Annotated in this window: 18 protein-coding genes; 8 read left to right on the forward strand and 10 right to left on the reverse strand. The window is 74.5% G+C overall.

The genetic code is table 11. The features are described 5' to 3' along the window. The first annotated feature begins 152 nt into the window (after positions 1–152). From ACN261_RS07040 to ACN261_RS07060, 5 genes are all read left to right on the forward strand, one after another. Positions 153–1,883 carry an acyclic terpene utilization AtuA family protein gene (locus ACN261_RS07040; RefSeq protein ID WP_425853569.1) on the forward strand — a complete coding sequence of 577 codons (1,731 nt, stop codon included), beginning with the start codon at positions 153–155 and terminating at the stop codon, positions 1,881–1,883. Next, complete coding sequence (locus ACN261_RS07045) at positions 1,880–3,076, forward strand: acyl-CoA dehydrogenase family protein (protein WP_421484493.1); 1,197 nt, start codon at positions 1,880–1,882, stop codon at positions 3,074–3,076. Before ACN261_RS07040 ends, ACN261_RS07045 begins: the two co-directional genes overlap by 4 nt. After that, entirely contained in the window at positions 3,073–4,674 is a 1,602-nt protein-coding gene (locus tag ACN261_RS07050) for an acyl-CoA carboxylase subunit beta (protein WP_425849038.1), read from the forward strand. Before ACN261_RS07045 ends, ACN261_RS07050 begins: the two co-directional genes overlap by 4 nt. A gap of 128 nt (positions 4,675–4,802) precedes the next feature. Then, positions 4,803–6,809 carry a biotin carboxylase N-terminal domain-containing protein gene (locus tag ACN261_RS07055; protein WP_425849039.1) on the forward strand — a complete coding sequence of 669 codons (2,007 nt, stop codon included), beginning with the start codon at positions 4,803–4,805 and terminating at the stop codon, positions 6,807–6,809. Then, the gene (locus ACN261_RS07060) at positions 6,806–7,969 is read left to right on the forward strand and encodes an acyl-CoA dehydrogenase family protein (protein ID WP_421484496.1); all 1,164 of its coding nucleotides are present in this window, start codon (positions 6,806–6,808) and stop codon (positions 7,967–7,969) included. The genes ACN261_RS07055 and ACN261_RS07060 overlap by 4 nt, the downstream gene beginning before the upstream one ends. Positions 7,970–8,002: 33 nt before the next feature. Here the strand turns inward: ACN261_RS07060 and ACN261_RS07065 are convergent, their stop codons facing one another. The 3 genes from ACN261_RS07065 to ACN261_RS07075 all read right to left on the reverse strand — a co-directional run bounded on the left by ACN261_RS07065 (position 8,003) and on the right by ACN261_RS07075 (position 11,951). Beyond that, a complete protein-coding gene (locus ACN261_RS07065; RefSeq protein ID WP_425849042.1) occupies positions 8,003–9,043 on the reverse strand; it encodes a hypothetical protein in 1,041 nt (346 codons plus the stop codon). Further along, on the reverse strand, positions 9,040–9,981 hold the full coding sequence (locus ACN261_RS07070) for a transporter substrate-binding domain-containing protein (protein ID WP_204927054.1): 942 nt from the start codon (positions 9,979–9,981) through the stop codon (positions 9,040–9,042). The genes ACN261_RS07065 and ACN261_RS07070 overlap by 4 nt, the downstream gene beginning before the upstream one ends. A gap of 176 nt (positions 9,982–10,157) precedes the next feature. Beyond that, the gene (locus ACN261_RS07075; RefSeq protein ID WP_425849044.1) at positions 10,158–11,951 is read right to left on the reverse strand and encodes an alpha/beta hydrolase; all 1,794 of its coding nucleotides are present in this window, start codon (positions 11,949–11,951) and stop codon (positions 10,158–10,160) included. 129 nt (positions 11,952–12,080) lie between these two features. On the opposite strand from ACN261_RS07075, the gene ACN261_RS07080 reads away from it, so the two are divergent. Beyond that, on the forward strand, positions 12,081–12,407 hold the full coding sequence (locus ACN261_RS07080; RefSeq protein WP_421484498.1) for a hypothetical protein: 327 nt from the start codon (positions 12,081–12,083) through the stop codon (positions 12,405–12,407). On the opposite strand, the gene ACN261_RS07085 is transcribed toward ACN261_RS07080, so the two are convergent. The 7 genes from ACN261_RS07085 to ACN261_RS07115 form a co-directional block, all read right to left on the reverse strand. Then, a complete protein-coding gene (locus ACN261_RS07085; protein WP_421484499.1) occupies positions 12,394–13,944 on the reverse strand; it encodes a serine/threonine-protein kinase in 1,551 nt (516 codons plus the stop codon). The two genes, ACN261_RS07080 and ACN261_RS07085, sit on opposite strands and share 14 nt — an antisense overlap. Positions 13,945–13,974: 30 nt before the next feature. Continuing rightward, a complete protein-coding gene (locus ACN261_RS07090) occupies positions 13,975–14,493 on the reverse strand; it encodes a hypothetical protein (RefSeq protein ID WP_421484500.1) in 519 nt (172 codons plus the stop codon). Positions 14,494–14,656: 163 nt separating this feature from the next. Further along, positions 14,657–18,232: an adenylate/guanylate cyclase domain-containing protein gene (locus tag ACN261_RS07095; RefSeq protein ID WP_421484501.1), complete on the reverse strand. Its 3,576-nt coding sequence runs from the start codon at positions 18,230–18,232 to the stop codon at positions 14,657–14,659. After that, on the reverse strand, positions 18,229–19,029 hold the full coding sequence (locus ACN261_RS07100) for an MBL fold metallo-hydrolase (protein WP_421484502.1): 801 nt from the start codon (positions 19,027–19,029) through the stop codon (positions 18,229–18,231). Before ACN261_RS07100 ends, ACN261_RS07095 begins: the two co-directional genes overlap by 4 nt. Positions 19,030–19,152: 123 nt before the next feature. Then, positions 19,153–19,614: a RidA family protein gene (locus ACN261_RS07105; RefSeq protein WP_088643832.1), complete on the reverse strand. Its 462-nt coding sequence runs from the start codon at positions 19,612–19,614 to the stop codon at positions 19,153–19,155. Between the two features lie 12 nt (positions 19,615–19,626). Beyond that, positions 19,627–19,782 (reverse strand): DUF4177 domain-containing protein, encoded by a 156-nt coding sequence (locus ACN261_RS07110; protein WP_088643831.1) that lies wholly within the window; start codon positions 19,780–19,782, stop codon positions 19,627–19,629. A 45-nt stretch (positions 19,783–19,827) separates the two neighbouring features. Further along, positions 19,828–20,313, reverse strand: coding sequence for a hypothetical protein (locus tag ACN261_RS07115; protein WP_421484503.1), 486 nt, complete (start codon positions 20,311–20,313; stop codon positions 19,828–19,830). 327 nt (positions 20,314–20,640) lie between these two features. Between ACN261_RS07115 and ACN261_RS07120 the strand changes: the two genes are divergently transcribed. Together ACN261_RS07120 and ACN261_RS07125 are read left to right on the forward strand one after the other, a co-directional pair. Further along, positions 20,641–21,246: a hypothetical protein gene (locus ACN261_RS07120; protein WP_421484504.1), complete on the forward strand. Its 606-nt coding sequence runs from the start codon at positions 20,641–20,643 to the stop codon at positions 21,244–21,246. A 26-nt stretch (positions 21,247–21,272) separates the two neighbouring features. Further along, entirely contained in the window at positions 21,273–22,250 is a 978-nt protein-coding gene (locus tag ACN261_RS07125; RefSeq protein ID WP_425849048.1) for an ArsA-related P-loop ATPase, read from the forward strand. The last annotated feature ends 30 nt before the right edge of the window (positions 22,251–22,280 follow it).

A 22,280-nucleotide genomic window follows, 5' to 3' on the forward strand; every position in this document is an offset into this window, starting at 1 on the left:
CACCCGCCCGGAGGCACCATGGTCGACCCGACCGCACCGCCCGTCCACCCGACCGACGGGTCCGACCAGCCCGACGCGCCGCCCGCCGGGGCGTGGCCGCATCCGGCCCCCGGCCGGACGATCCGCGCGAACACGGCCGGGACGGCCACCCGGTGACCGGGGTGCTGCGGGTCGGCAACGCCTCCGGCTTCTACGGCGACCGGTCCACCGCCTGGCGGGAGATGCTCGACGGCGGTGAGCTGGACGTGCTGACCGGCGACTACCTGGCCGAGCTGACCATGCTGATCCTCGGCCGGGACCGGCTGCGCGACCCCGACCTCGGCTATGCGAAGACCTTTCTCCGCCAGCTCGAAGGGTGTCTCGGCACCGCCCTCGACCGGGGGGTACGGATCGTCACCAACGCGGGCGGGCTGAACCCGGCCGGGCTGGCCGCCGCGATCGGCGCGCTCGCCGACCGGCTCGGCCTCGCCGTCCGGGTCGCCCACGTCGAGGGTGACGCCCTGGCCCGGCCGGACGCGCTCACCGCCAACGCCTACCTCGGCGCGTTCGGCATCGCCGCCTGCCTCGACGCCGGGGCGGACATCGTGGTGACCGGCCGGGTCACCGACGCCTCGCTGGCGGTCGGGCCGGCTGTCGCCCGGTTCGGCTGGGGGCGCGACGACCTGGACGCGCTGGCCGGGGCGACCGTCGCCGGGCACCTGATCGAGTGCGGGGCACAGGTCACCGGGGGCAACTTCAGCTTTTTCACCGAGCTGCCCGACGGCGGGCACCGGCCCGGCTTCCCGATCGCCGAGATCCACCCGGACGGCTCGTCGGTGCTCACCAAGCACCCCGGCACCGGCGGCGCGGTCACCGTCGAGACGGTCACCGCCCAACTGGTGTACGAGGTGGGCGGCCCCGACTACCTCGGCCCGGACGTGGTGACCCGGCTGGACACGGTACGGCTGCGCGCCGACGGGCCGGACCGGGTCCGGGTGGACGGGGTCCGGGGCACCCCACCGCCGGCCACCCTCAAGGTGGGCGTCAACAACCTGGGCGGTTTCCGCAACGCGATGACGTTCGTACTCTGCGGATTGGACGTCCCGGCCAAGGCCGCCCTGGTCCGGGGGCAGATCGAGGCGGCGGTCGGCACGGAAGGGCTGGAGTTCACGCTGGCCCGTACCGACCACGTCGACGCGGTCGACACCGAGACGGCGAGCGCGCTGCTGCACGTACACCTGCGTGACGGTGACCGGGCGCGGGCCGGGCGGGCGTTCTCGGCGGCGGCGGTGGAACTGGCCCTCGCCTCCTATCCCGGGTGCACCCTGACCACCCTGCCTGGCGACGCCACCCCGTACGGGGTCTTCACCGCCGACGCGGTGCCGCAGGCCGACGTGCCGCACGTGGCCGTCCTGCCGGACGGCACCCGGCTGCCGGTCCCCCCGCCAGAGACCGTGGCACCGGCCGTGGCCGGGCCGACGCCCGGCACGGCGGGCCCGACCCCGGTGGCCGGGCCGACCCGGCGGGGGCCGCTGGGTGAGCTGGCCGGGCCGACCCGGCGGGGGCCGTTGGGTGAGCTGGTCGGGGCACGGTCGGGCGACAAGGGCGGCGACGCCAACCTCGGCGTCTGGGCGCGCACGGACGCGACCTGGGAGTGGCTGCGCGGGTGGCTGACCGTCGACCGGCTGGCCGGGCTGCTGCCGGAGACGGCCGCGTCGACCGTCGAGCGGTACGAGCTGCCGAACCTGCGGGCGATCAACTTCGTGATCCGGGGCCTGCTCGGGCCGGGGGTGGCCGCCTCCACCCGGTTCGACCCGCAGGCCAAGGCGCTCGGCGAACTGCTCCGCTCCCGCATCGTCGACCTGCCCGCCGGACCGCCCGCAGCCGGGGAGGCGGACCGGTGACCATCGTGGACACCCCGGAGCGGCGGCAGTTGCGGGAGTTGACCCGGGCCTTCGTGACCCGGGAGGTGCTGCCGCACCTGGCCGACTGGGAACGGGCCGGCGAGGTCCCCCGCGCGCTGCACGTCACCGCCGCGAAGCTCGGCCTGCTCGGCGTCGGCTTCCCCGAGTCGGTCGGCGGCAGCGGCGGCGACCTCCTCGACTCGATCGTGGTCACCGAGGAGATCATCCGCTCCGGCGGCTCGTCCGGGCTGGTCGCGGCGCTGTTCACGCACGGAATCGCGCTGCCGCACATCGTCGCGGCGGCCGGCGGGCGCACCGGCGGCACGCTCGGTGGCCGGCTCGCCGCCCGCCCGTCCGCCGCCGACGACCCGCTGGTCACCAGGTACGTCCGGCCGACGCTGGCAGGCGAGCTGATCGGCGCGCTGGCGATCACCGAACCGGACGCCGGCTCCGACGTCGCCGCGATCCGCACCACCGCCCGCCGCGACGGCGACCACTACCTCGTCAACGGGTCGAAGACGTACGTGACCAGCGGGGTACGCGCCGACTTCGTCACCACCGCGGTCTGCGGCGACTTCCCCGGCAGCGGGTCGCTGCACCTGCTGGTGATCGACAAGGGCACCCCCGGGTTCACCGTCGGCCGGAAGCTGGACAAGCTCGGCTGGCACTGCTCGGACACCGCCGAGCTGTCCTTCGTGGACGTGCGGGTGCCGGTGGGCAACCGGATCGGCGAGGAGGACACCGGCTTCCTGGCGATCATGCAGGGCTTCGCCGCCGAACGGCTCTCCCTGGCCGCCCAGGCGTACGCGATCGCGCAGCGCTGCGTGGAGCTGTCGACCCGCTGGTGCCGGGACCGGTCCACGTTCGGCCGTCCGCTGGCCAGCCGGCAACTGGTCCGGCACCGGCTGGCCGAGATGCACACCCGCGCCGAGGCGGCCCGCGCGTACGTGCACCAGGTGGCCGCCCGGGTGGCGGCGGGCGAGCCGGTGGTGACCGAGGTGGCGATGGCGAAGAACGTCGCGGTGGCCGCCTGCGACCAGGTGGTCGACGCCGCGCTGCAACTGCACGGCGGCTTCGGCTACCTGCGCGACGCCGAGGTGGAGCGGCACTACCGGGACGCCCGCATCCTCGGCATCGGCGGCGGCACCACCGAGATCATGAACGAGATCATCGCGAAGGGCCTGGGCCTATGACGACGCTGGAGAGTGCGGTCGACCCGGCCGCGCCGGCCTTCGTGGCCAACCGGGAGGCGCTGCGGGAGCGGCTGGCCGAGCTGGACGCCGCGCTCGACCTGGCGCGGGCCGGCGGCGGCGAGAAGTACGTGGCCCGACACCACGGGCGCGGCAAGCTGCTGCCCCGGGAGCGGATCGAGCTGCTGCTGGACCGGGACAGCCCGTTCCTGGAGTTGTCACCGATCGCCGCGTACGGCACCGACTTCCCGGTCGGGGCGAGCGTGGTCACCGGCATCGGGGTGGTCGAGGGCGTCGAGTGCCTGGTGGTCGCCAACGATCCGACGGTACGCGGCGGCGCGGTGAACCCGTGGTCACTGGCGAAGACCCGGCGGGCCGGCGAGATCGCCCTGGCGAACCGGCTGCCGATGGTCAACCTGGTGGAGAGCGCCGGGGCGGACCTGCCCACCCAGGCGGAGATCTTCATTCCGGGCGGCCGGGTGTTCCGTGACCTGACCCGGCTCTCCGCCGCCGGCATCCCCACGGTCAGCGTCGTCTTCGGCAACGCCACCGCCGGTGGCGCGTACGTGCCGGGGATGTCCGACCACGTGATCATGATCCGGGACCGGTCGCAGGTCTACCTGGCCGGGCCGCCGCTGGTGAGGATGGCCACCGGCGAGGTCACCGACGACGAGTCGCTCGGCGGCGCGGCGATGCACGCCGGCACGTCCGGCCTCGCCGACCAGCTCGCCGAGGACGAGCGGGACGGCATCCGGCTGGCCCGGCGGTGCGTACGCCGGTTCAACTGGCGCAAGCAGGGTCCACCGCCGCGCGACCCGGCCCCGCGACCACCCCTGCACGACCCGGAGGAGCTGCTGGGCATCGTCAGCGCCGACCTGAAGGTGCCGTTCGACCCGCGTGAGGTGCTGGCCCGGGTGCTCGACGGCAGCGAGTTCGACGAGTTCAAGCCGGCGTACGGCACCGCGCTGGTCACCGGCTGGGGCGAGCTGCACGGCTACCCGGTGGGGGTGCTGGCGAACGCGCGGGGGGTGCTGTTCAGCGCGGAGGCGCAGAAGGCGGCCCAGTTCATCCAGCTCGCCAACGCCGCCGACACCCCGCTGGTCTTCCTCCAGAACACCACCGGCTACATGGTCGGCACCGAGTACGAGCAGCGCGGCATCATCAAGCACGGCGCGCTGATGATCAACGCGGTGGCGAACTCGACGGTGCCGCACCTGACGGTCAACCTGGGGGCCTCGTACGGGGCCGGCAACTACGGCATGTGCGGCCGGGCGTACGAGCCGAGGTTCCTGTTCACCTGGCCGAACGCGAAGTCGGCGGTGATGGGTCCGGCGCAGTTGGCCGGGGTGCTGTCGATCGTCGCCCGGCAGGCCGCCGCCGCCCGGGGCCGGGACTACGACGAGGATTCCGACGCGGCGATGCGGATGATGGTCGAGCAGCAGATCGAGTCGCAGTCGGGGGCGCTGTTCCTGTCCGGCCGGCTCTACGACGACGGGGTGATCGACCCCCGGGACACCCGTACCGTCCTCGGGCTCTGCCTGTCGGCGATCCACAACGCACCGGTGAAGGGCGCCGACGGCTTCGGCGTCTTCCGGATGTGATCCCGTGAGCGCGAGGAACGCAGCGCAGCGGAGTCCCGCAGTCGCGAACGAAAGGCAGGCACCGTGAGCGCGAGGAACGCAGCGCAGCGGAGTCCCGCAGTCGCGAACGAAAGGTGGGATCGGCGCTCGTGATTCAGAAGCTCTTGGTGGCCAACCGGGGGGAGATCGCCCGGCGGGTCTTCGCCACCTGCCGGGTGCTGGGCGTCGCGACGGTCGCCGTGCACTCCGACGCGGACGCCGACGCGCCGTACGTGGCCGAGGCCGACGAGGCGGTCCGGCTGCCGGGGAACACGCCTGTCGAGACGTACCTGCGGATCGGGTCGATCCTGGACGCGGCCCGGCGCACCGGCGCGGACGCCGTCCACCCGGGTTACGGCTTCCTCGCCGAGCATGCCGGGTTCGCGGCGGCGGTGACCGACGCGGGCCTGACCTGGGTCGGTCCGCCGGCCGGGGCGATCGCCGCGATGGGCGACAAGATCGCCGCGAAGGAGCTGCTGGCCGGCGCAGGCGTGCCGATGCTGCCCACCTGGACCGACGGCGACGCGGTCACCGACTTCCCGGTGCTGGTCAAGGCGTCCGCCGGGGGCGGCGGCCGGGGAATGCGGATCGTCCGCGACCCGGCCGACCTGCCGGCGGCCGTCGACTCGGCGCGCCGCGAGGCCGCCGCCGCGTTCGGCGACGGCACGGTCTTCGTCGAACGGTACGTCGAACGTGGCCGGCACGTCGAGGTGCAGATCTTCGGCGACACCCACGGTACGGTCGTGGCCCTCGGCGAGCGGGACTGCTCGATCCAGCGGCGGCACCAGAAGATCGTCGAGGAGGCCCCGGCGGTGCTGCCCGACGGGGTGCGGGAGCGGCTGCACGCGGCGGCGGTCGCCGCCGGGCGGGCGGTCGACTACGTCGGGGCGGGGACCGTGGAGTTCCTGCTCGCCCCGACCGGCGAGTTCTTCTTCCTGGAGATGAACACCCGGCTCCAGGTGGAGCACCCGGTCACCGAGGCGGTCACCGGGCTGGACCTGGTCCGGCTGCAACTGCTGGTCGCCGAGGGTGGCGCGTTGCCAGTGCCGGCGACCCCACCGGCCGACGGCCACGCGATCGAGGTGCGGCTGTGCGCGGAGGACCCGACGCAGGGGTTCCGGCCGGCGACCGGCACGCTGCACCGGTTCGCGGTGCCCGGGGTGGCGGGCGAGTTCACCCCGACCCGGGGCCTGCGGCTCGACTCGGGGGTGGACACCGGGTCGACGGTGAGCGTGCACTACGACTCGATGCTCGCCAAGCTGGTCGCCTGGGCGCCGACCCGGGCCGAGGCGGCCCGGTCGCTCGCCGGGGCGCTGGCCCGCGCCGAGCTGCACGGGGTGGCCACCAACCGGGACCTGCTGGTCCGGGTGCTGCGCAGCGCGGAGTTCGGCGCGGCGCAGGTGGACACCGGGTTCCTGGACGCACACCCCGGGGTCTTCGCGCCGCTGCTGCCGGCCGACCGGCTGCCGGTGGCCGCGCTGGCCGCCGCGCTCGCCGGGGCCGCCGCACGTCGGGCCGCCGCCCCGGTGCTCGCCGGTCTCCCCTCGGGCTGGCGCAACGTGCCGGCCGTCCCCCAGGTCGTCCGGTACGCCACGACGACCGGGGACGAGATCGAGGTGCGCTACCGGCTGGACCGGTCCGGCGCGCTCGCCGACTGGTCCACCGACCCGACCGTCGCCGACCCGACGGCTACCGCCGCACCGGACGCCCCGCCGGTGGTGGAGCTGGTGACGGCGGCACCCGACCGGGTGCTGCTCGACGTGGCCGGGGTGCGGCGGGTGTTCCGCGTACACCGGGCGGGGTCGGCGGTCTTCGTGGACGGCCCGGACGGGGCGACGGAGCTGACCGAGCTGCCCCGGTTCCCGCTGCCCCGCGCGGCGCTCGCGGTCGGGTCGCTGCTCGCGCCGCTGCCCGGCACGGTGACCCGGGTGCACGTCGGGGCCGGTCAGCGGGTCGCCGCCGGTGACCTGCTGCTGACCCTGGAGGCGATGAAGCTGGAACATCCCGTGCTCGCCCCGACCGACGGCGTGGTCGCCGACCTGCCGGTGCCCGCCGGTGGACAGGTCGAGACGGGCGCGGTGCTGGCCGTGGTCAACCCCGAGGAGGCCCCCCGATGAACTTCGACCTCACCCCCGAGCAGGATCAGCTCCGCGACGCCGTCCGCGCGTTGGGCCGCCGGTACGGCCACTCCTACTTCGTCGAGAAGGCGAAATCCGGTGGGCACACCACCGAACTGTGGGACGAGGCCGGTCGGCTCGGCTACCTGGGCGTCAACGTCCCCACCGAGTACGGCGGCGGCGGTGGCGGCCTCACCGAGCTGGCCATCGTCTGCGAGGAGCTGGCCGCCGCCGGTTGCCCGCTGCTGCTGCTGGTGGTGTCGCCGGCCATCGCCGCCACGGTGATCAACCGGCACGGCACCGAGGAGCAGCGCAAGCGTTTCCTGCCCGGGTTCGCCGACGGCTCGCTGAAGGTGGTCTTCGCGATCACCGAGCCGGAGGCCGGGTCGAACTTCCACCGGCTCGGCACGGTGGCCCGCCGCGACGGCGACGACTGGCTGCTCTCCGGCCGCAAGTGCTACATCTCCGGCGTGGACGAGGCGCGGTATGTGCTGGTGGTGGCCCGTACCGAGGACGCGGCGACCGGGAAGCTCAAGCCTGCGCTGTTCCTGGTGCCGACCGACGCGGCCGGGTTGACCCGGTCCAGGCTGGACATGGAGATCGTCTCCCCGGAGAACCAGTTCCTGCTCTACCTGGACGACGTCCGGCTGCCCGCCGACGCGCTGGTCGGCGGGTCGCTGGACGCCGGCCTGCCGGCGTTGTTCGCCGGGCTGAACCCGGAGCGGATCACGGTCGCCGCGATGGGCGTCGGCACCGGCCGGTACGCCATCGAGCGGGCCACCGACTACACCGCCACCCGCAAGGTCTGGGGTGGGCGGAGCATCGGCGCGCACCAGGGTGTGGCGCATCCGTTGGCGCACGCGGCGGTGCAGGTGGAACTCGCCCGACTGATGATCCACAAGGCGGCCACCCTGTACGACGCGGGCCGCGACCTGGAGGCCGGCGTCTGCGGCAACATGGCCAAGTACGCGGCCGGGGAGGCCGCCGCGCTGGCCGTGGACACCGCCGTGCAGGCCCTCGGCGGGGCCGGCATGACCACCGAGTACGGCGTGGCGACGCTGCTCGGCGCGGTGCGGGCCGGTCGGATCGCCCCGGTCAGCCGGGAGATGATCCTCAACTTCGTCGCCCAGCACGTGCTGGGCCAGGAGAAGTCCTACTGACCCCCCGGGACGGTCACCCGCCGCAGCGCCCGGTCAGTGCACGGCGCGGCAGGCCGCGTCGGTACGGTGCACCGGGCGCACCCGCCGGCCCAGCCCCTCCAGCAGCGAGTCCTCGACGTGGTAGTCGCGGATGCGCAGCCGGTGCCGGGGCAGCTCCTCCTCGCTGGGGCAGAGCACCTGGGCGCGGACGTCGTCCACCGGCACGTACCGGACGCCGCCGCGTTCCTGGAGCAGCACCATGTTGACGTCGTCCACGGTGACCACGTGCCCCCGGACGTCCTCGGTGACGCCGGGGCTCGACTCCACCGTGGTCACGGTGAGCGGCAGCACCGGGGTGGTGATCACCGGCAGCGCCGCCCAGACCAGCATGGCCAGCACGGCCGCCTCGGTGACCGACGCGAGCGGCCGGATGACCGCCCCGGGCAGCGGGCCGGTCACCGCGAGGGCGAGCAGCGGCGGGGCGACGAGCAGCGCCAGGACGAGCAGTTCCCGTTGCTGCCACGCGTCGACCAGGGTGGGGGCGAGCAGCCACCCGTAGCCGCCGAGCAGCGCCACCACGATCAGCGTCCGGGGCACCACGTGCTCGTGCAGGCGGGCCGGGGTGAGCTGGAAGGCGGCGACGAACGCCGGCAGCAGCAACGGCAGGTAGAGCAGTTGCCAGGTGACCAGGGCGGTGAGGAAGCTGGCCAGCACGAACCAGGCCGGGGTGAGGTCCGCCCAGCGGACGAAGAGCGGGCGGCGCACGGCCGGCGGCATCCGTTCGACGCTGACCCGCAGCACCGCGCCGAGGGCGAAGACCGCGACCAGGCCGGTGGAGAGCAGCCGGGCGGCGGTGGTGAGGAAGCCGGCGAGCAGGTTCACCGGCCCGACGTTCGCCACCAGCAGCAGCGTGGTCTGGAGTTCGCCGCCCGCCTCGACGCCGAGGCGCAGCACGGAGAAGATGGCGGGCACGCCGACCACGGCCGTCCAGAACGACTGGCTGGCCCGCGCCCGCCGTTCCACCGCCGGGTCCCAGCCGTCGCGCACGGCGACGGTGGTGGCGCCCAGATCCTGCGGTACGGCCGGGGCGGTCACCGGGTCGGCGCCTTGTCGTCGAAGTCGACCAGTTCCGGCACGTTCAGCGGCTGGGGCTGAGCCTTCTCGGCTTTCAGATACGGTGCGAGGGACCTGGTGTAGGCGGTGATCCACGGGCTACTGATCCCGTTGCGGCCCTGCAGGTAGCTCTTCTGCAGGGCGAAGGCGACCAGGTCGCGCAGGGCGGGGTCGCCGATCGGCACCCCGATGCCGAGCAGTTCGCTGGTGCCGAAGGGCATGTCGACGATCTCGAACTCGGTCGGGTAGAGGGAGAGGAACCCGGCGAGGATCGTCTCGTCGGAGCTGACCGCGTCGTAGCGGCCCTCCCGGATGCCCTTGACGCAGTCGCCGACCTCCTTGACCACCAGCGCCTTGACGTCGTGCTTGGCCAGCTCGGCCTCGGTGGTGGAGCCGCCGCTGGTGCACACCTTGTAGGTCGGTTCGCGGAGGTCCTCGATGGTGCGGATCTTGTCCCTGAGCCGGGTCGGCACCATCACCTCCTGGGTGGTGACGAAGTACGGCCCGGCGAAGCTGACCAGCTTCTCCCGCTCCTCGGTGATGGAGAAGCTGGAGACCACCAGGTCGACCACGCCACCCTGGAGGGCGGGGATGCGGTCCTCGGTGGTCACCGAGACCCACTCGATGCGCTGGTCACCCTCGTAGCCGAGGTAGGAGGCGACGTAGCGGGCGATCTCCACGTCGAAGCCGGAGTGCACGCCGTTGCGCAGCTCGCCCATCAGCGGCTCGGTGGTGGCCACCCCGATCTTGATCTTCGGCTGACCGTCGATGTGCGACTCGCGCAGCTTGTCGCGCACCGAGGGCAGCGACGGTTCCCGGCGGTTCTCGCAGCCGGCGGCGGCGGCCAGGGTGAGGGTCAGGGCCACCGCCAGGGTGGTGGTGACCGATCGGACCCGGTGGCGGGCGGAGATGTGGTTCATCGGCGCACCTCGCTGACGGACAGCCTGGGGGACACCGAGGGTAGCGGCTCCCGTCCATCTCCGTCGCGCCGCATCGCGGTGCCGGGTCGACCGCCGCGACGTCCACCCGACCAGACGGAGAGAGAAGCCCGGGGTACGACGGACGACCCGAGCGCCCGTCGTACCCCGGAGTCGGATCACCGCACGGTCAGCGAACCCGCCAGGGGCAGCGGCGCGAGCACCGGCGGCAGTCGCTTGGGCGCACCCCGGGCCGGCAACCCGGCGGCGGCCAGCGCGTTCTTGTCGGAGGCGGCCCGCCCGGCCGGCTCCGACGCCCCGACGAACGGCTGCACGTCACCGACGCAGACGGTGTCCTCGGCCGGCAGCGCCCCGCGCAGCAGGTACGCGTCGATCGCCCCGGTCACACAGGCCGACGTCCCGTATGCGGTGTGGCCCCAACTGTCGCTGCTGAGCAGCCTGCTGTTCGGCAGCAGCTGCGCCGAGGTCACCGCCCCCTGGTAGCTGGTGGCCGGGTCCCAGTAGTTGCCCACCACCAGCACCGGTGCGGCGGTCCGGCGGTCGAACGGCCCGGTCCAGGCGTCGGCGTCGCGGACCGTCCAGGCGTCCCGGGCACACAGCGCGGTGATCCAGGACCAGGGCCGCCCGAAGTAGGGTGCCCGCTTGTCCTCCTGGGCACTGAGCGCGGGCCAGTCGGCGAGCTTCCCGGGGTGGTAGGCGTCGGTGCAGTCGACGCCCATGGTCTCCAGCCCGTTGTCGTACGGGAAGTCGAACCGTCGCTGCTCACGGGCCTGTGCGGCGATCCGGCCGAGCGCCGCGCGCGCCCCGGCGAGTCGGGCCGGCGACGCCGACTGCGGGTCGGTGAGGGTGAGCAGAAGTGCGGTGCTGTCCACGATCGGCTCCCAGCCGTAGGGGCTGTAGAGCGCGCTGAGGCTGGCAGCCACGAAGTCGGCGTAGCTGACGGTGAACGGGCCGGCCTCTGGGTCGTCGATCACCACGGGCTTCTGCCGCAGCCGCTTGGCCACCAGGTCGTAGGAGGCGACCGGGTCACCGGCGGCGGCGAGGGGGCACGCCTGCGGGCCGGCCCCGGCGCAGCGGGCCAGGATCTCCCGCAACGCCCGGTAGGCGGCATCGGAGCTGCGCAGCCGGGACTCCTGGAGCTGGTCACGCGCCTTACCCTGACCGACCCAGGCGGCCGGGTTGAGCACCCCGTCGACGGCGACCGCGCGGACCCGGTCCGGGAACATGTTCGCGTAGTACTGGCCCAGCGCGGTGCCGTAGCTGAAACCGAGGTAACTGAGCTTCTGGTCGCCCACCGCCCGGCGTAGCACGTCCATGTCCCGGGCCACCTCGGCGGTGGACATCGCCGAGGTCAACGGCCGACCGGTGGTCGAACACGCCTGGCCGACCGCCTTCGCCGACTTCAGGTACGCCTTCTCCTCGGCCTTCGTCCACGGGAAGGCGACGTTCAGACCGGCGTACGCCCGGGTCTGCTCCTTCACCGACGGGAAGCACCGGACGTTGGTGCTGGCGGCGACGCCGCGCGGGTCGACACCGATGATGTCGAACCGGTCGAGCAGGTCGTCGCCGAGGAAGGACGGCGCGGCCAGCGCGATGTCGGTGCCCGAGCCACCCGGGCCGCCCGGGTTGAGGAAGAGGCTGCCGATCCGGGCCTGCTGGTCGCGGGCCTTCACCCGGAGCAGGGCGACCTCGGTGGTGGCGCCCTTCGGCTTGTCGTAGTCCAGCGGCAGCGCGACGGTGGCGCACTCGGCGTAGCCGTAGCAGGCGTACCAGTCGAGCTTCGGGGTGGGCACGCTGTCGACGCGCCGGGCCTCGGTACGGCTGGTCCGATCGGGCACGGCGGGGCGGGTGTGCGGGCTGCCGGGCGCGGCGGCTGCCGGCACGACCGCCATCGTGGTGAGGAGCAGGCCGGCGACGACCGCAGCAGCCAGTGACCGGGTGGTTTGTGGCATGTAGATGCCTTCCGGTGGGATACGGGACGAGTCGAGACGACACCTCGACGTTCGTCACTCTAGGCAGAACGGTCAACCACACTGGGCCGGATGGTTTGACAGCACGCCCGAAAAGGCCATGCTTGTCGGGTGAGCCGATTCCTGAGGCCGGACGCGCGGACCGTGGCGGTGGTCGCGGCGTTGGCGACCGCCGCGGTGGTGGTGGTGCTGGTCTTCCGGCATCCCGCCGGCATCGTGACGGTGGGGTTGGCGCTGCTCGGTGTCCTCTTCGCCACGGTGACCGGCACCGCGCTGGCCGCGCTGCGCGAACGCGACGACCGGGAGACACCGGCCGTGACGCCCCCGCCGCGGCAGTTGGAGCCGGGCTCGTTCCTCGATGCCGACACCCTCGACGCGCTGGACAGCGCGGCGGTGTTGAACCGGCTGCAGCGGATGCGCGAGGTCAGCGACCAGTGAGGGTGGGGGCGACCAGGGCGTTCACGCCCCGCCCGGCGAGGCAGCGGTAGGTGCGGTCGAAGTCCTTCTCGCCGGGTGGCAGCACTTCGAGCCGCCAGCCGTTGGCGTAGTCGATCCCGCTGGTCAGCCGGAACGTCCGGGCGTTGCACACCGACCGGACGGTCGGGTCGGCGCTGATCGTGGCGTGCCCGGCGGCGGCCAGCGCGGCCGGCAACTGCCCCTCCACGTACGTCTCCCAGGTGTGCCGCCCCTCGCAGGAGACCTGGGGGGCCTCGGCCCGGTCGCCGCGTAGCCGGACGGGGCCGAAGCACTCCAGCACGGGGGCGCACCGGGCGCCGGGCGGCAGGACCGCGGCGGTGCCGTCGGCGGCGCAGCCGGGCAGGGCACCCCAGCGGGCGGCCGGGCTGGACGAGCCGACGGTCGACGGGGCGGCGGTCGGCCCGGCCAGCGGCGGCGCGCCACCGGCGACCCACGCCCCGGCGCTCGCCGAGGCGGCCAGGGCGAGCACCCCGGCGCCGCCGAAGAACCAGCGCCGCCGCCGCCGTGCGCCGTGCGGCACGGTCGGGTGGTCGTCCTGGGCCGGGGGGCGGGGGGCGGGCTGCCCGGTGGTCCGTCCGGGTTGGCTGGTGGTCCACCCGAGGGTGTACGGCCCGCCGGTGCCCCCGGACGGCCCGCCGGAGACCGGGGCACCGCTGACCGGGGCGGGGGCCGGGTCGACGGGCAGCGCGGTGAGCAGGTCGCGCAGTTCGAGGGCGGAGGGGCGGGCGTCGGGGTCGTTGGACATCCCGGCGCGCAGCACGTCGACCAGTTCGGTGGGCACCCCGGGCAGGTCGGGGATCGGGTGGTGGAACAGCTCCAGCACGGTGACCAGGCTCGGGTTGCGCTCGGACTGCCAGCGCGGGGGGCGGCCGGTCATCACCGCGTAGAGGGTGGCGCAGAGGGCGTACACGTCGACGGCCGGCGACGGCGGGCTGTGGTTGAACATCTCCGGCGGGGCGTAGGCCGGGGTGAGCACCTCCAGGGTGACCGAGGCGTCCCGCGCCTCGGCCAGCACGGCCAGCCCGAAGTCGGCGAGCACCGCCGAGTTGAAGTGCGAGTGCAGGATGTTGGCCGGCTTGACGTCGCGGTGCAGCACCCCGGCCGCGTGCGAGTGGGCCAGCGCGTCGGCGATCTTGATGCCGAGGTCACGGGTCTCGGACGCGTCGAGCGGCGAGGTCCGCATCCGTTCGGCGTACGACCCGTCGCACAACTCCATGATCAGGTAGGGGTGCTGGTCGACCGTCACCCCGACGTCGAAGAGGTCGACCACGTGCGGGTGCGAGGACATCCGTCCGGCCGCCCGCGCCTCCCGCAGGAACCGGGCCTGGTCGCGTTCGTTGTCCAGGGTGCGGTTCTCCACCTTGACGGCGACCTCCCGACCGACGGAGATCTGGGTGGCCCGGTAGACGGTGGCGTAGCCACCCCGGGCAAAGACCTGCAAGTCGGTCAGACCGGGCACATTGGGCAGCCGGAGGGCGCCGGGCGGGGTCTCGGTCACGGCTCGAAAATACCCGTTCCGCCGGGGCGCTCAGCGGTCCGTACCGGCGGCGGCGGCCGGGCCGGCGGCAGCCGACCGGCTCGTCGTGCCCCCGGACACGCCGCTGACCTGGGACGGTGTCGGATTGGGAGCGCTACCGCCCCCACCTGCGGATCGACGGGCGTCCCAGCGTAGGCCGAGCGCCGTCGCCACCGCGCCCGCACCCTCCCACAGGGCCACCCCGATGAACCGGTCCGGTGCCACGTCGGCCAGCACGGTCAGCGTGAAGACGGTGAAGGTGACCAGCCGGAAGACCACTGTGAACCGGTAGAACGCCCGCCACTCGGTCGCCACCGCCAACAGGTAGTAGACGCCCATGTTGAACGAGGCCATCGAGGACGCGGTGAGGAACGTGCCGGTGTAGTCGCCGGGTGCCCGGGTCGCCGGCACCTCGAAGCCGAGCATCCGCAGCTGCGCCTCCGGCCACACCAGTCCGAGCGCGCCGAGCAGCACCGCCAGCACCCCGAAGACCGCGATCGTCCAACCGGCGCCCGAACGCGGCAACCTCATCCTGCCCCCCACCCGACGGCGCGACCGGCACCGAGGGGCGGTCGCGTGAAGTGACACGCTAACCGTCCCGGCCGACAGGCGCACATCCCCGGAACCGACAGACCTGTCGTCCGCCGACGGCCGCAGTCCGGCGGACCACCGCCGGCACCCGCCGACGTCCCGCTCAGACCCCGTCGGCCAGCCGGGCCGCCAGGGCGTCGGCGCTGGCCCGTTCGCTGCGCTGCTCGGTGGCGTACGCCAACCGCACCGCCTCCTGCGCGCTGGCCGACGCCTCGGCCGGACGACCGCACGCCGCCAACGCCTCGGCCAGCACCCCGGCGCCGATCACCTGGCTGCGGACGTCCTCCGCCGGGGCGGCGACCGCCCGCCGGGCCCAGTCCAGCGCCTGCTCCGACTGGCCGTGGGCGAGCAGCGCGGAAGCGTACCGGGCGAGGGTCTGCCGGCGGGAGAACAGCAGGGTCGGCGTCTTCGCGGCGGTCGTCGCCACCGGGGCGAGCAACCCGACCGCGGTGGCCGGGTCACCGGCGGCGAGCCGGGCGGTGGCGAGCAGCACCCGGGGGGCGGCCTGCGCCGGGGCCTGCGGGTTGTGCGGTTCGACGGCGGTCAGCACGGCACGGGCGTCCCGCTCGGCGGTCTCGCAGTCGCCCATGTCCAGCGCCACGAAGCCACGCAGCGTGCCGGCCATCCCGGTCAGCAGCGGGTGCGAGGTCCGCCCGGCGTACGCGAGGGCGTCGGTGAACAGGTCGGCGGCGTGCTCCGGCTCGCCCAGCCCCCGCGCCACCACGCCCCGGACGACCAGGGCGAACCCGCGCCCCCAGTCGTCGGAGACGGCGGCGAAGTCCCGGTACGCCCGGCGGGCCGACCGGTCCGCCTCGGCCACCTCGCCCATTTCCGCCCCGGCGAACGCCTCGACCGCGCGCAGCGTGCCCACCGCCCACGCCTCGCCGACCCGTTCCCCGAACGGCAGGAAGATCCCGGCCAGCCGGCAGGCCTCCCCCAGCCGGCCGGCCAGCAGCCGGGCGAAGGCGGTGGTGCCACGCAGCCAGGCCCGTCCGTACGGGTCCTTCAGCTCGGCGAAGAGCCGGGCGGCCCGGCCGAGCACCGCGTCGGTGCCGGCGAAGTCCCCCCGGGTGGTGGTGACCCAGGCGAGGTTCTGCAACGCCCACGCCTGCCCGCGCAGGTCCTTCGCGGCGAGGCTGATCTGGTAGGAGGCGGCGAGGCGGCTGCTCGCCTGCCCGAGCCGGCCGGCGACGAAGTCGGCCATCCCGAGCCGGCGCATCGCCGAGGCCCGCAGGTTGGTCACCTCCCCGGCGGTGGCCACTTGCAACGCCTCCTGCCAGCAGGCCACCGCGCGGGCCTGGTCGCCCTGGGTCTGCTGGGCCTGACCGGCGAGCAGCAGGGCGCTGGCCCGGGTGCCGGCGTCGTCACCGGCGTTGGCGGCGATCTTCTCGGCGAAGGCGAGCGCGTCACCGACCCGGCCCACCTGGAGCAACGCCCGCGCGTGCACCACCCGGTCGGCCGGGGGCAGCCCGTCGCGGGCCAGGTCGGCGGCGCGTTCGGCGTACTCGACGGCCAGCGCCGGCTCGCCGGCCTGCAACGCCCGGCGGGCGGCCCGGCCCAGCGCGGCCACCCCGAGGCCGGCGACCGTCCGGGCCGGCGAGTCCGGGCGGAGCTTCACCGCGTCGGCGAGGACGGCGGCCCGCTCGACCTGCTCGGCCACGAAGTCGTCGCGGGCCGCGTCGGTGAACCCGCCCGGCGCGGCGACCGACCCGCCGGGGACCCCGGTCGCCCAGCGGGCCAGCGCGGCGTGCCGTTCGGCGAGTTCGGCCTTGCTCACCCCGGCGTAGGCGGCCTCCCGCATCAGCGGGGTGGCGAACGCGAAACCGCTGCGGGTGCGGTGCAGCATCCGGCGCTGCAGCAGCTCCTCCACGGCCCGTTCCAGCTCGACGGCGGCCACCGCGCCGGGCCGGCCGGCGGGCCCGGACCGCTGCTCACGCAGCGCCTCCAACGCGCCGGTGGGCACCACGTCGCCGACCACGGCGGCGTCCCGCAGCACCGACCGGGCCTCCGGCGGGAGCGCGTCGATGCGGGCGGCGAGCACGGCGGCGAGGTCCCGGGAGAGCAGCCGGCTGCCCAGCGACCCGGGCACCAGCCGCCAGCCGCCGTCGGGACCGGCGGTCAACGCCCCCCGTTCCCGCAGCAGGGTGACCAGTTCGGCCAGGTAGAAGGCGTTGCCCTGGGCGGTGGCGAGCAGCCGGTCGGCGTCGGCCTGGGGCAGCCTGCCGCCGTTGAGATAGCTGGTGAGCAGGCGGGAGGCGTCCGCGCCGCGCAGCGGCGGCAACGGTTGCACCTCGGCGTCGGCGATCCAGGTCAACGCCCCGGCGGTACGGACCAGCTCCGGGCGGCCCAGCAGCATCACCAGGACCGGGCCGGTGAGCCGGGACAGCGTCGCGCCGAGAGCGGCGATCGTCTCGCCGGTGGCGTCGTGCAGGTCGTCGACCACGATCACCAGCGGTGCCTCGGCGGCCAGGGCGCTGAGCAGCCCGGCCACCGCGACCGGCACCGCCTCGGCGTCGGCGGCCGGCGGGGTGGCCCCCCAGCCGCCCTGTTCACCGGGGCTGCCGGCGGGCAGTTCGGCGTACCCGAGCAGGGCCAGGAGCTGGTCACCGGCGAGCGGTGGCGCGTCGGCGCGCAGCCGGCCGAGCCGCTGGGCGAGCCGGCGCAGCCGTTCCTCCACGGCCGGCCGGGTCAGCGCGGTGGAGGTGTCGCTGGGCAGGCCGACGGCGGCCCGGACCAGGTCGGCCAGTGGGGCCAGCCGACGCCGCTCGCCGAAGGCGGCGCAGCGTACCGAGAGCACCCGGGCCCCGCTGTGGGCGGCGTACCGGCCCGCGCCGACGTCGTAGCCGGCGGCGAGGCGTTCCACCTCGGCGGCGAACCGGGACTTGCCGATCCCCGCCTCGGCGGTCATCAGCAGCACCCGGGGTTCGCCCCGGTCGATCACCTCGGCGAGCCGGCCGGCGACCCGGCCGATCTCGGTCTCCCGCCCCACGAAGGGCGCCTCGTCGCCGAGCCCCGACCGGGTGCCCGGGGCGTCGAGCAGGCCCAGCAGCTCGTACGCCTCGACCGGTTCGCGCTTGCCCTTGAGCCGCAGCGGGCGCAGCACCCGCCAGGAGGCGACGTGCCGGGTGGCCGACGAGGTACGGGCACCGGCGTAGATCGCGCCGACGGCGGCGGCGTCGGCCAGCCGGGCGGCGGTGTTCACCGTGTCCCCGATGACCGTGTACTCGATGGCGGCCTGGATGCCGGCGATCACGTCGCCGGTGTTCAGCCCGACCCGCAGGCCGAGCGGTGCGCCGCCGCCGCGTTCGTCGTCGAGCACCCGGCGCACGGCCCGCTGCATCGACAGGGCGGCCCGCACGGCCCGCTCGGCGTCGTCCTCGTGGGCCACGGGCGCGCCGAAGACCGCCATGATGCCGTCGCCGGTGAGCTTGTCGACGTGCCCGCCGAATGTCTTCACCGCACCGGCGAGCGCGGCGAGCACCCGGTCGGTGACCGCGCCGACGCGTTCCGGGTCGAGGTCCTCCGACCAGGAGGTGAACTCGGACAGGTCGCCGAAGAGCACGGTGACGACCCGGCGTTCGGCGGTCGGCAGGCCGGCGGCGGCCGGCAGCGCCGCCCCGCAGTTGTGGCAGAACCGCGCGCCCGGGACGGCGAGCGTGCCGCACACCGGGCAGGTCACGGCTGCTCCACTCCCAGGTACTCCAGTTGGGCGCGGACGGACCACTCGGCGGCCCACCACAGCGACCGGTCCACGTCCGCGTAGACGGTCGCCACCACCTCGGGTGCGGTGCGCGCGCCCGCGTCGACGGCGGCCCGGACCTGGTCGAGCCGGGCCCGGCGGTGGGCGAGGTAGAAGTCGGCCGCCGCGCCGCAGTCGGCGAGCGCCGGGCCGTGGCCGGGCAGCGCCGGGATCCCCTGGTACGCGGACAGCCGCTCCAGGCTGGCCAGGTAGTCGCCGAGGTGGCCGTCGGGGTGGGCGACGACGGTGGTGCCCCGGCCGAGGATGGTGTCCCCGGTCAGCACCACCCGTTCGGTGCCGTACGACACCTGCAGGCAGACGGAGTCGGCGGTGTGCCCGGGGGTGGCGATCAGGTCGATGCCCAGCCCGTACCCGTCGAGCTGCCCGGCCGTCCCGGTCAGCGGGTCCCCGCCGAGGGTGTGTGCCGGGTCGACGGCGAGCACGGGGACCCCGCCGAGCAGGTCGCTCAGCCGGGGGGCGCCCTCGGTGTGGTCGGGGTGTCCGTGGGTGATCAGCACGAGTCCGACCGGCCCGGACGCGGCCACGGCGGCGAGGTGCCCCTCGTCGGCCGGGCCGGGGTCGACGACGACCGCCCGGGCCGCGTCGGGGGCGCGCAGCAGCCAGGTGTTGGTGCCCTCCAGGGTCATCGGCCCCGGGTTGGGGGCGCGCAGCAACGTCACCCACTGCGGCAGCCGGTCGGCCGGCGCGGCCGGCGGTGCCGTCACATGCCCGGTCATGGCTGCGATCGTACGACCCTGTGCGCCACTCCCCGCGATCTTGCCGAACCGGCCCACTGGTTTGTGGTCCTTCACGGCTTTCGACCGACCGCTCGGGTCAGCTCGCGGGGAGTGGCGACGCGGTCAGGCCACCTCGACGATCAACTCGATCTCGACCGGGGCGTCCAGCGGCAGCTCGGCCACCCCGACGGCGGAACGGGCGTGCCGGCCGGCCTCCCCGAATACCGCGCCGAGCAGGTCCGAGGCCCCGTTGATCACGGCCGGCTGGCCGTGGAAGCCCGGCGCCGAGGCCACGAAGCCGGTCAGCTTCACGATCTTGACGATGTTCTCCAGGCCGACCAGCGAGTCGACGGCGGCGAGGGCGTTCAGCGCGCACCGCTCGGCGAGGTCCTTGGCCTGCTCGGGCGAGACACCCGCGCCGACCTGGCCGGTGGCGAGCAGCTTCCCCTCGGCCACCGGCAGCTGACCGGAGACGTAGACGTGCTGACCGGACTGCACGGCTGGCACGTAGCTGGCCACCGGCGGCACCACGTCGGGCAGGGCCAGGCCGAGTTCGGCCAGCTTGGCGTGGGGTCCGTTGCTCATCGTCGGACCCCTTCAGCCCTTGGGACGCTTGAGGTACGCGACCAACTGGTCCGGGTTCGGGCCGGGGATCACGGCGACGAGTTCCCAACCGTCCTCGCCCCAGTTGTCGAGGATCTGCTTGGTCGCGTGGACCAGCAGCGGGACCGTGGCGTATTCCCACTTCTGCATCGGTGGAAGGCTCCCTTGCCTGGCGTGGACTGTGTCGTCGACAGCCTACGGTCCGGGTGACGGCCGGGGCGCGGGACGCTGCTCGGGGGCGGTGGGCAGCTCACCGCACTGCCCGGTGTGGTCGTACGGCTGGGGGCAGCGGGACCGGTCGGGCAGCAGCAGGTCGCAGAAGACCCGGTGCCTGTTGTTCTGGTCGTCGGCGGTGGAGACGGTGGTCTCGCCGGCGTCGAGTTCGACGAGGAAGCCCAGGGAGGTGGCCACGGTCCCGGCCAGCGCGGTCGCCGCCGCCAGGTCGGCCACCCGGATCGGCAGGTGGATGACGTAGCCGGGCTCCTCGTCGTCCCGGCCGCGGTCACCGGGGCGGCCGAGCATCCGCAGCACCTCGGTGGGTTCGGCGCAGCGCCGGTAGGAGCGCTCGTTCATCGGCAGCCCCACGCCCGGGGCGTCCGCGTCGCCGGCCGAACCGCCCCGCCTCCCCCGGTCTCCTGGTGCTGAGAAGTGGGCTCGGGCGATGTTCTCCGCGTCGCGCATGTACCTTCCTCCGGCCTCGTACCGTGAATGACCGCCGTCCGGACCGGGCGCCGACCCGATCCGCTCCCCCACACCCGGACGAACGTAGGACCCCACCCCGGGAACGGACAACGGGACGCGCACGTTCGATCACTCAAAGTCACATATGTGACACTCGCCTGGTCCGGAAAGCGATCGCGACCCACCGCAGGTCGTGAGCGGTCCGCCACGCGCCGCCCATCGACCGTTACCCTTGCGCCTCGGACGGGCGATCAGGGGTCGCCCGCCGCGCCCGTACCCGCGTCGTCGCCAGGGGCGGCGACGGCGCCCCATCCCCCGGGGGACCACATGACCCATCCACCGTTCGGTGGCGCGAGCGGATCGCCAGGCGGGCCACCGCCACGGCAGGACCCACCAGACCCGGGCGGTACGACCGCTCCCGGCCTCCCCCCGTCCGGTGTCGGCGCGCCGCCGTCGGCGGGTCATCCCGGGTACCGGGCGGCGACCCCGGCCCGGCGGCGCGGCCCGCTGGTCGCCTGGCTCGCCCTGGCGGCGGCGGTGGTGCTCTGCGGCGGCGGTGGGACGCTCGCCTTCCTGACCCTGCGCGACACCGAGGGCGGTGAGGGGGCCAAGGAGCCGACGGTGGCGGTGGACGGCTTCCTCACCGCCGTCTACCAGGAACGCGACGCCGGCAGGGCGGCCAACTTCGTCTGCGCGGAATCGCGCGACCCGCAGAAGATCAACGCCAAGGTGGCCGAGGTGCAGCGGTACGCGACCACCTACATCAACCCGCGGTTCCGCTGGTCCAGCCCGACCGTCGACAGCCAGAACGGTGACCGGGCCACCGTCTCCACCACCCTCACCATGACCACCGCCGACGAGAAGATCGCCGAGCAGCCGCTGCGGTTCACCGTCGTACGGAAGACGGGTTGGTGGGTCTGCGAGGTCGGCTGACCGCGCGGGGTGGATAGGCTCGACCGGTGCGAGCAGCTGAGCGGCCGGCCGACCCGGCCGGTACCGGATGGCCGTCCCGCCTGCACGTGGTGACCGGCAAGGGCGGCACGGGCAAGACGAGCGTGGCGGCGGCGCTGGCACTCGCCCTGGCCACCGGCGGCCACCGCACCCTGCTGGTCGAGGTGGAGGGCCGGCAGGGCATCGCCCAGCTCTTCGGGGTCGAACCCTTCCCGTACGCCGAGCGGCACCTCGTCGACGCCCCCGGCGGCGGCGAGGTGCGCGCCCTCGCGGTGGACGCCGAGGAGGCGTTGCTGGAGTACCTCGACATGTTCTACAAGCTCGGCGCGGCCGGTCGGGCGCTGCGCAAGCTCGGCGCGATCGACTTCGCCACCACCATCGCCCCTGGCCTGCGGGACGTGCTGCTCACCGGCAAGGTCAAGGAGGCCACCACCCGCACCGCCGGCCAGCGCCGGGTGTACGACGCGGTGGTGCTGGACGCCCCGCCGACCGGCCGGATCGGTCGTTTCCTCAACGTCACCGCCGAGACCGCCCGGCTGGCGAAGGTCGGCCCGATCAAGACCCAGAGCGACGGGGTGTCGGCGCTGCTGCGCTCCCCGATGACCGCGGTGCACGTGGTGACGCTGCTGGAGGAGATGCCGGTCCAGGAGACGGTGGACGCGATCGCCGAGCTGACCCAGCTCGGCTTCCCGGTGGGCCGGGTGATCGTCAACGCGGCCCGCCCGCCGTCGACCACCGGCCGGGAGGTGACCCGGGCGGAGCTGCGACGCGGGCTGGCCGCCGCCGGCCTGCCGACCGACCAGGCGACCGTGGCCGGACTGGCCGGCGAGGCGCGGGACCAGCAGGTACGCCGTGAGCTGGAGGATTCGCTACGGACCGACCTGGTGGAGCTGGGGCGGCCGGTGACCGAGCTGCCGTTGCTGCCCGACGGGGTGGATTCGGCCGGGCTGGCGGCGTTCGCCGAGATCCTCCGTCGGGCGGATTGACGCACACCTCACGTCGGCCCGGACGCACGG

The sequence above is a fragment of the Micromonospora sp. WMMD723 genome (assembly GCF_049863385.1).
Classification (GTDB): domain Bacteria; phylum Actinomycetota; class Actinomycetes; order Mycobacteriales; family Micromonosporaceae; genus Micromonospora; species Micromonospora wenchangensis.

Bases quoted from the DNA above. Each gene is read 5' to 3' on its own strand.
- ACN261_RS07090 (WP_421484500.1), bottom strand. From the start codon at position 14,493: ATGAGGTTGCCGCGTTCGGGCGCCGGTTGGACGATCGCGGTCTTCGGG.
- ACN261_RS07050 (WP_425849038.1), top strand. From the start codon at position 3,073: ATGACGACGCTGGAGAGTGCGGTCGACCCGGCCGCGCCGGCCTTCGTG.
- ACN261_RS07115 (WP_421484503.1), bottom strand. From the start codon at position 20,313: ATGCGCGACGCGGAGAACATCGCCCGAGCCCACTTCTCAGCACCAGGA.
- ACN261_RS07110 (WP_088643831.1), bottom strand. From the start codon at position 19,782: ATGCAGAAGTGGGAATACGCCACGGTCCCGCTGCTGGTCCACGCGACC.
- ACN261_RS07060 (WP_421484496.1), top strand. From the start codon at position 6,806: ATGAACTTCGACCTCACCCCCGAGCAGGATCAGCTCCGCGACGCCGTC.
- ACN261_RS07120 (WP_421484504.1), top strand. From the start codon at position 20,641: ATGACCCATCCACCGTTCGGTGGCGCGAGCGGATCGCCAGGCGGGCCA.
- ACN261_RS07075 (WP_425849044.1), bottom strand. From the start codon at position 11,951: ATGCCACAAACCACCCGGTCACTGGCTGCTGCGGTCGTCGCCGGCCTG.
- ACN261_RS07100 (WP_421484502.1), bottom strand. From the start codon at position 19,029: ATGACCGGGCATGTGACGGCACCGCCGGCCGCGCCGGCCGACCGGCTG.
- ACN261_RS07105 (WP_088643832.1), bottom strand. From the start codon at position 19,614: ATGAGCAACGGACCCCACGCCAAGCTGGCCGAACTCGGCCTGGCCCTG.
- ACN261_RS07070 (WP_204927054.1), bottom strand. From the start codon at position 9,981: ATGAACCACATCTCCGCCCGCCACCGGGTCCGATCGGTCACCACCACC.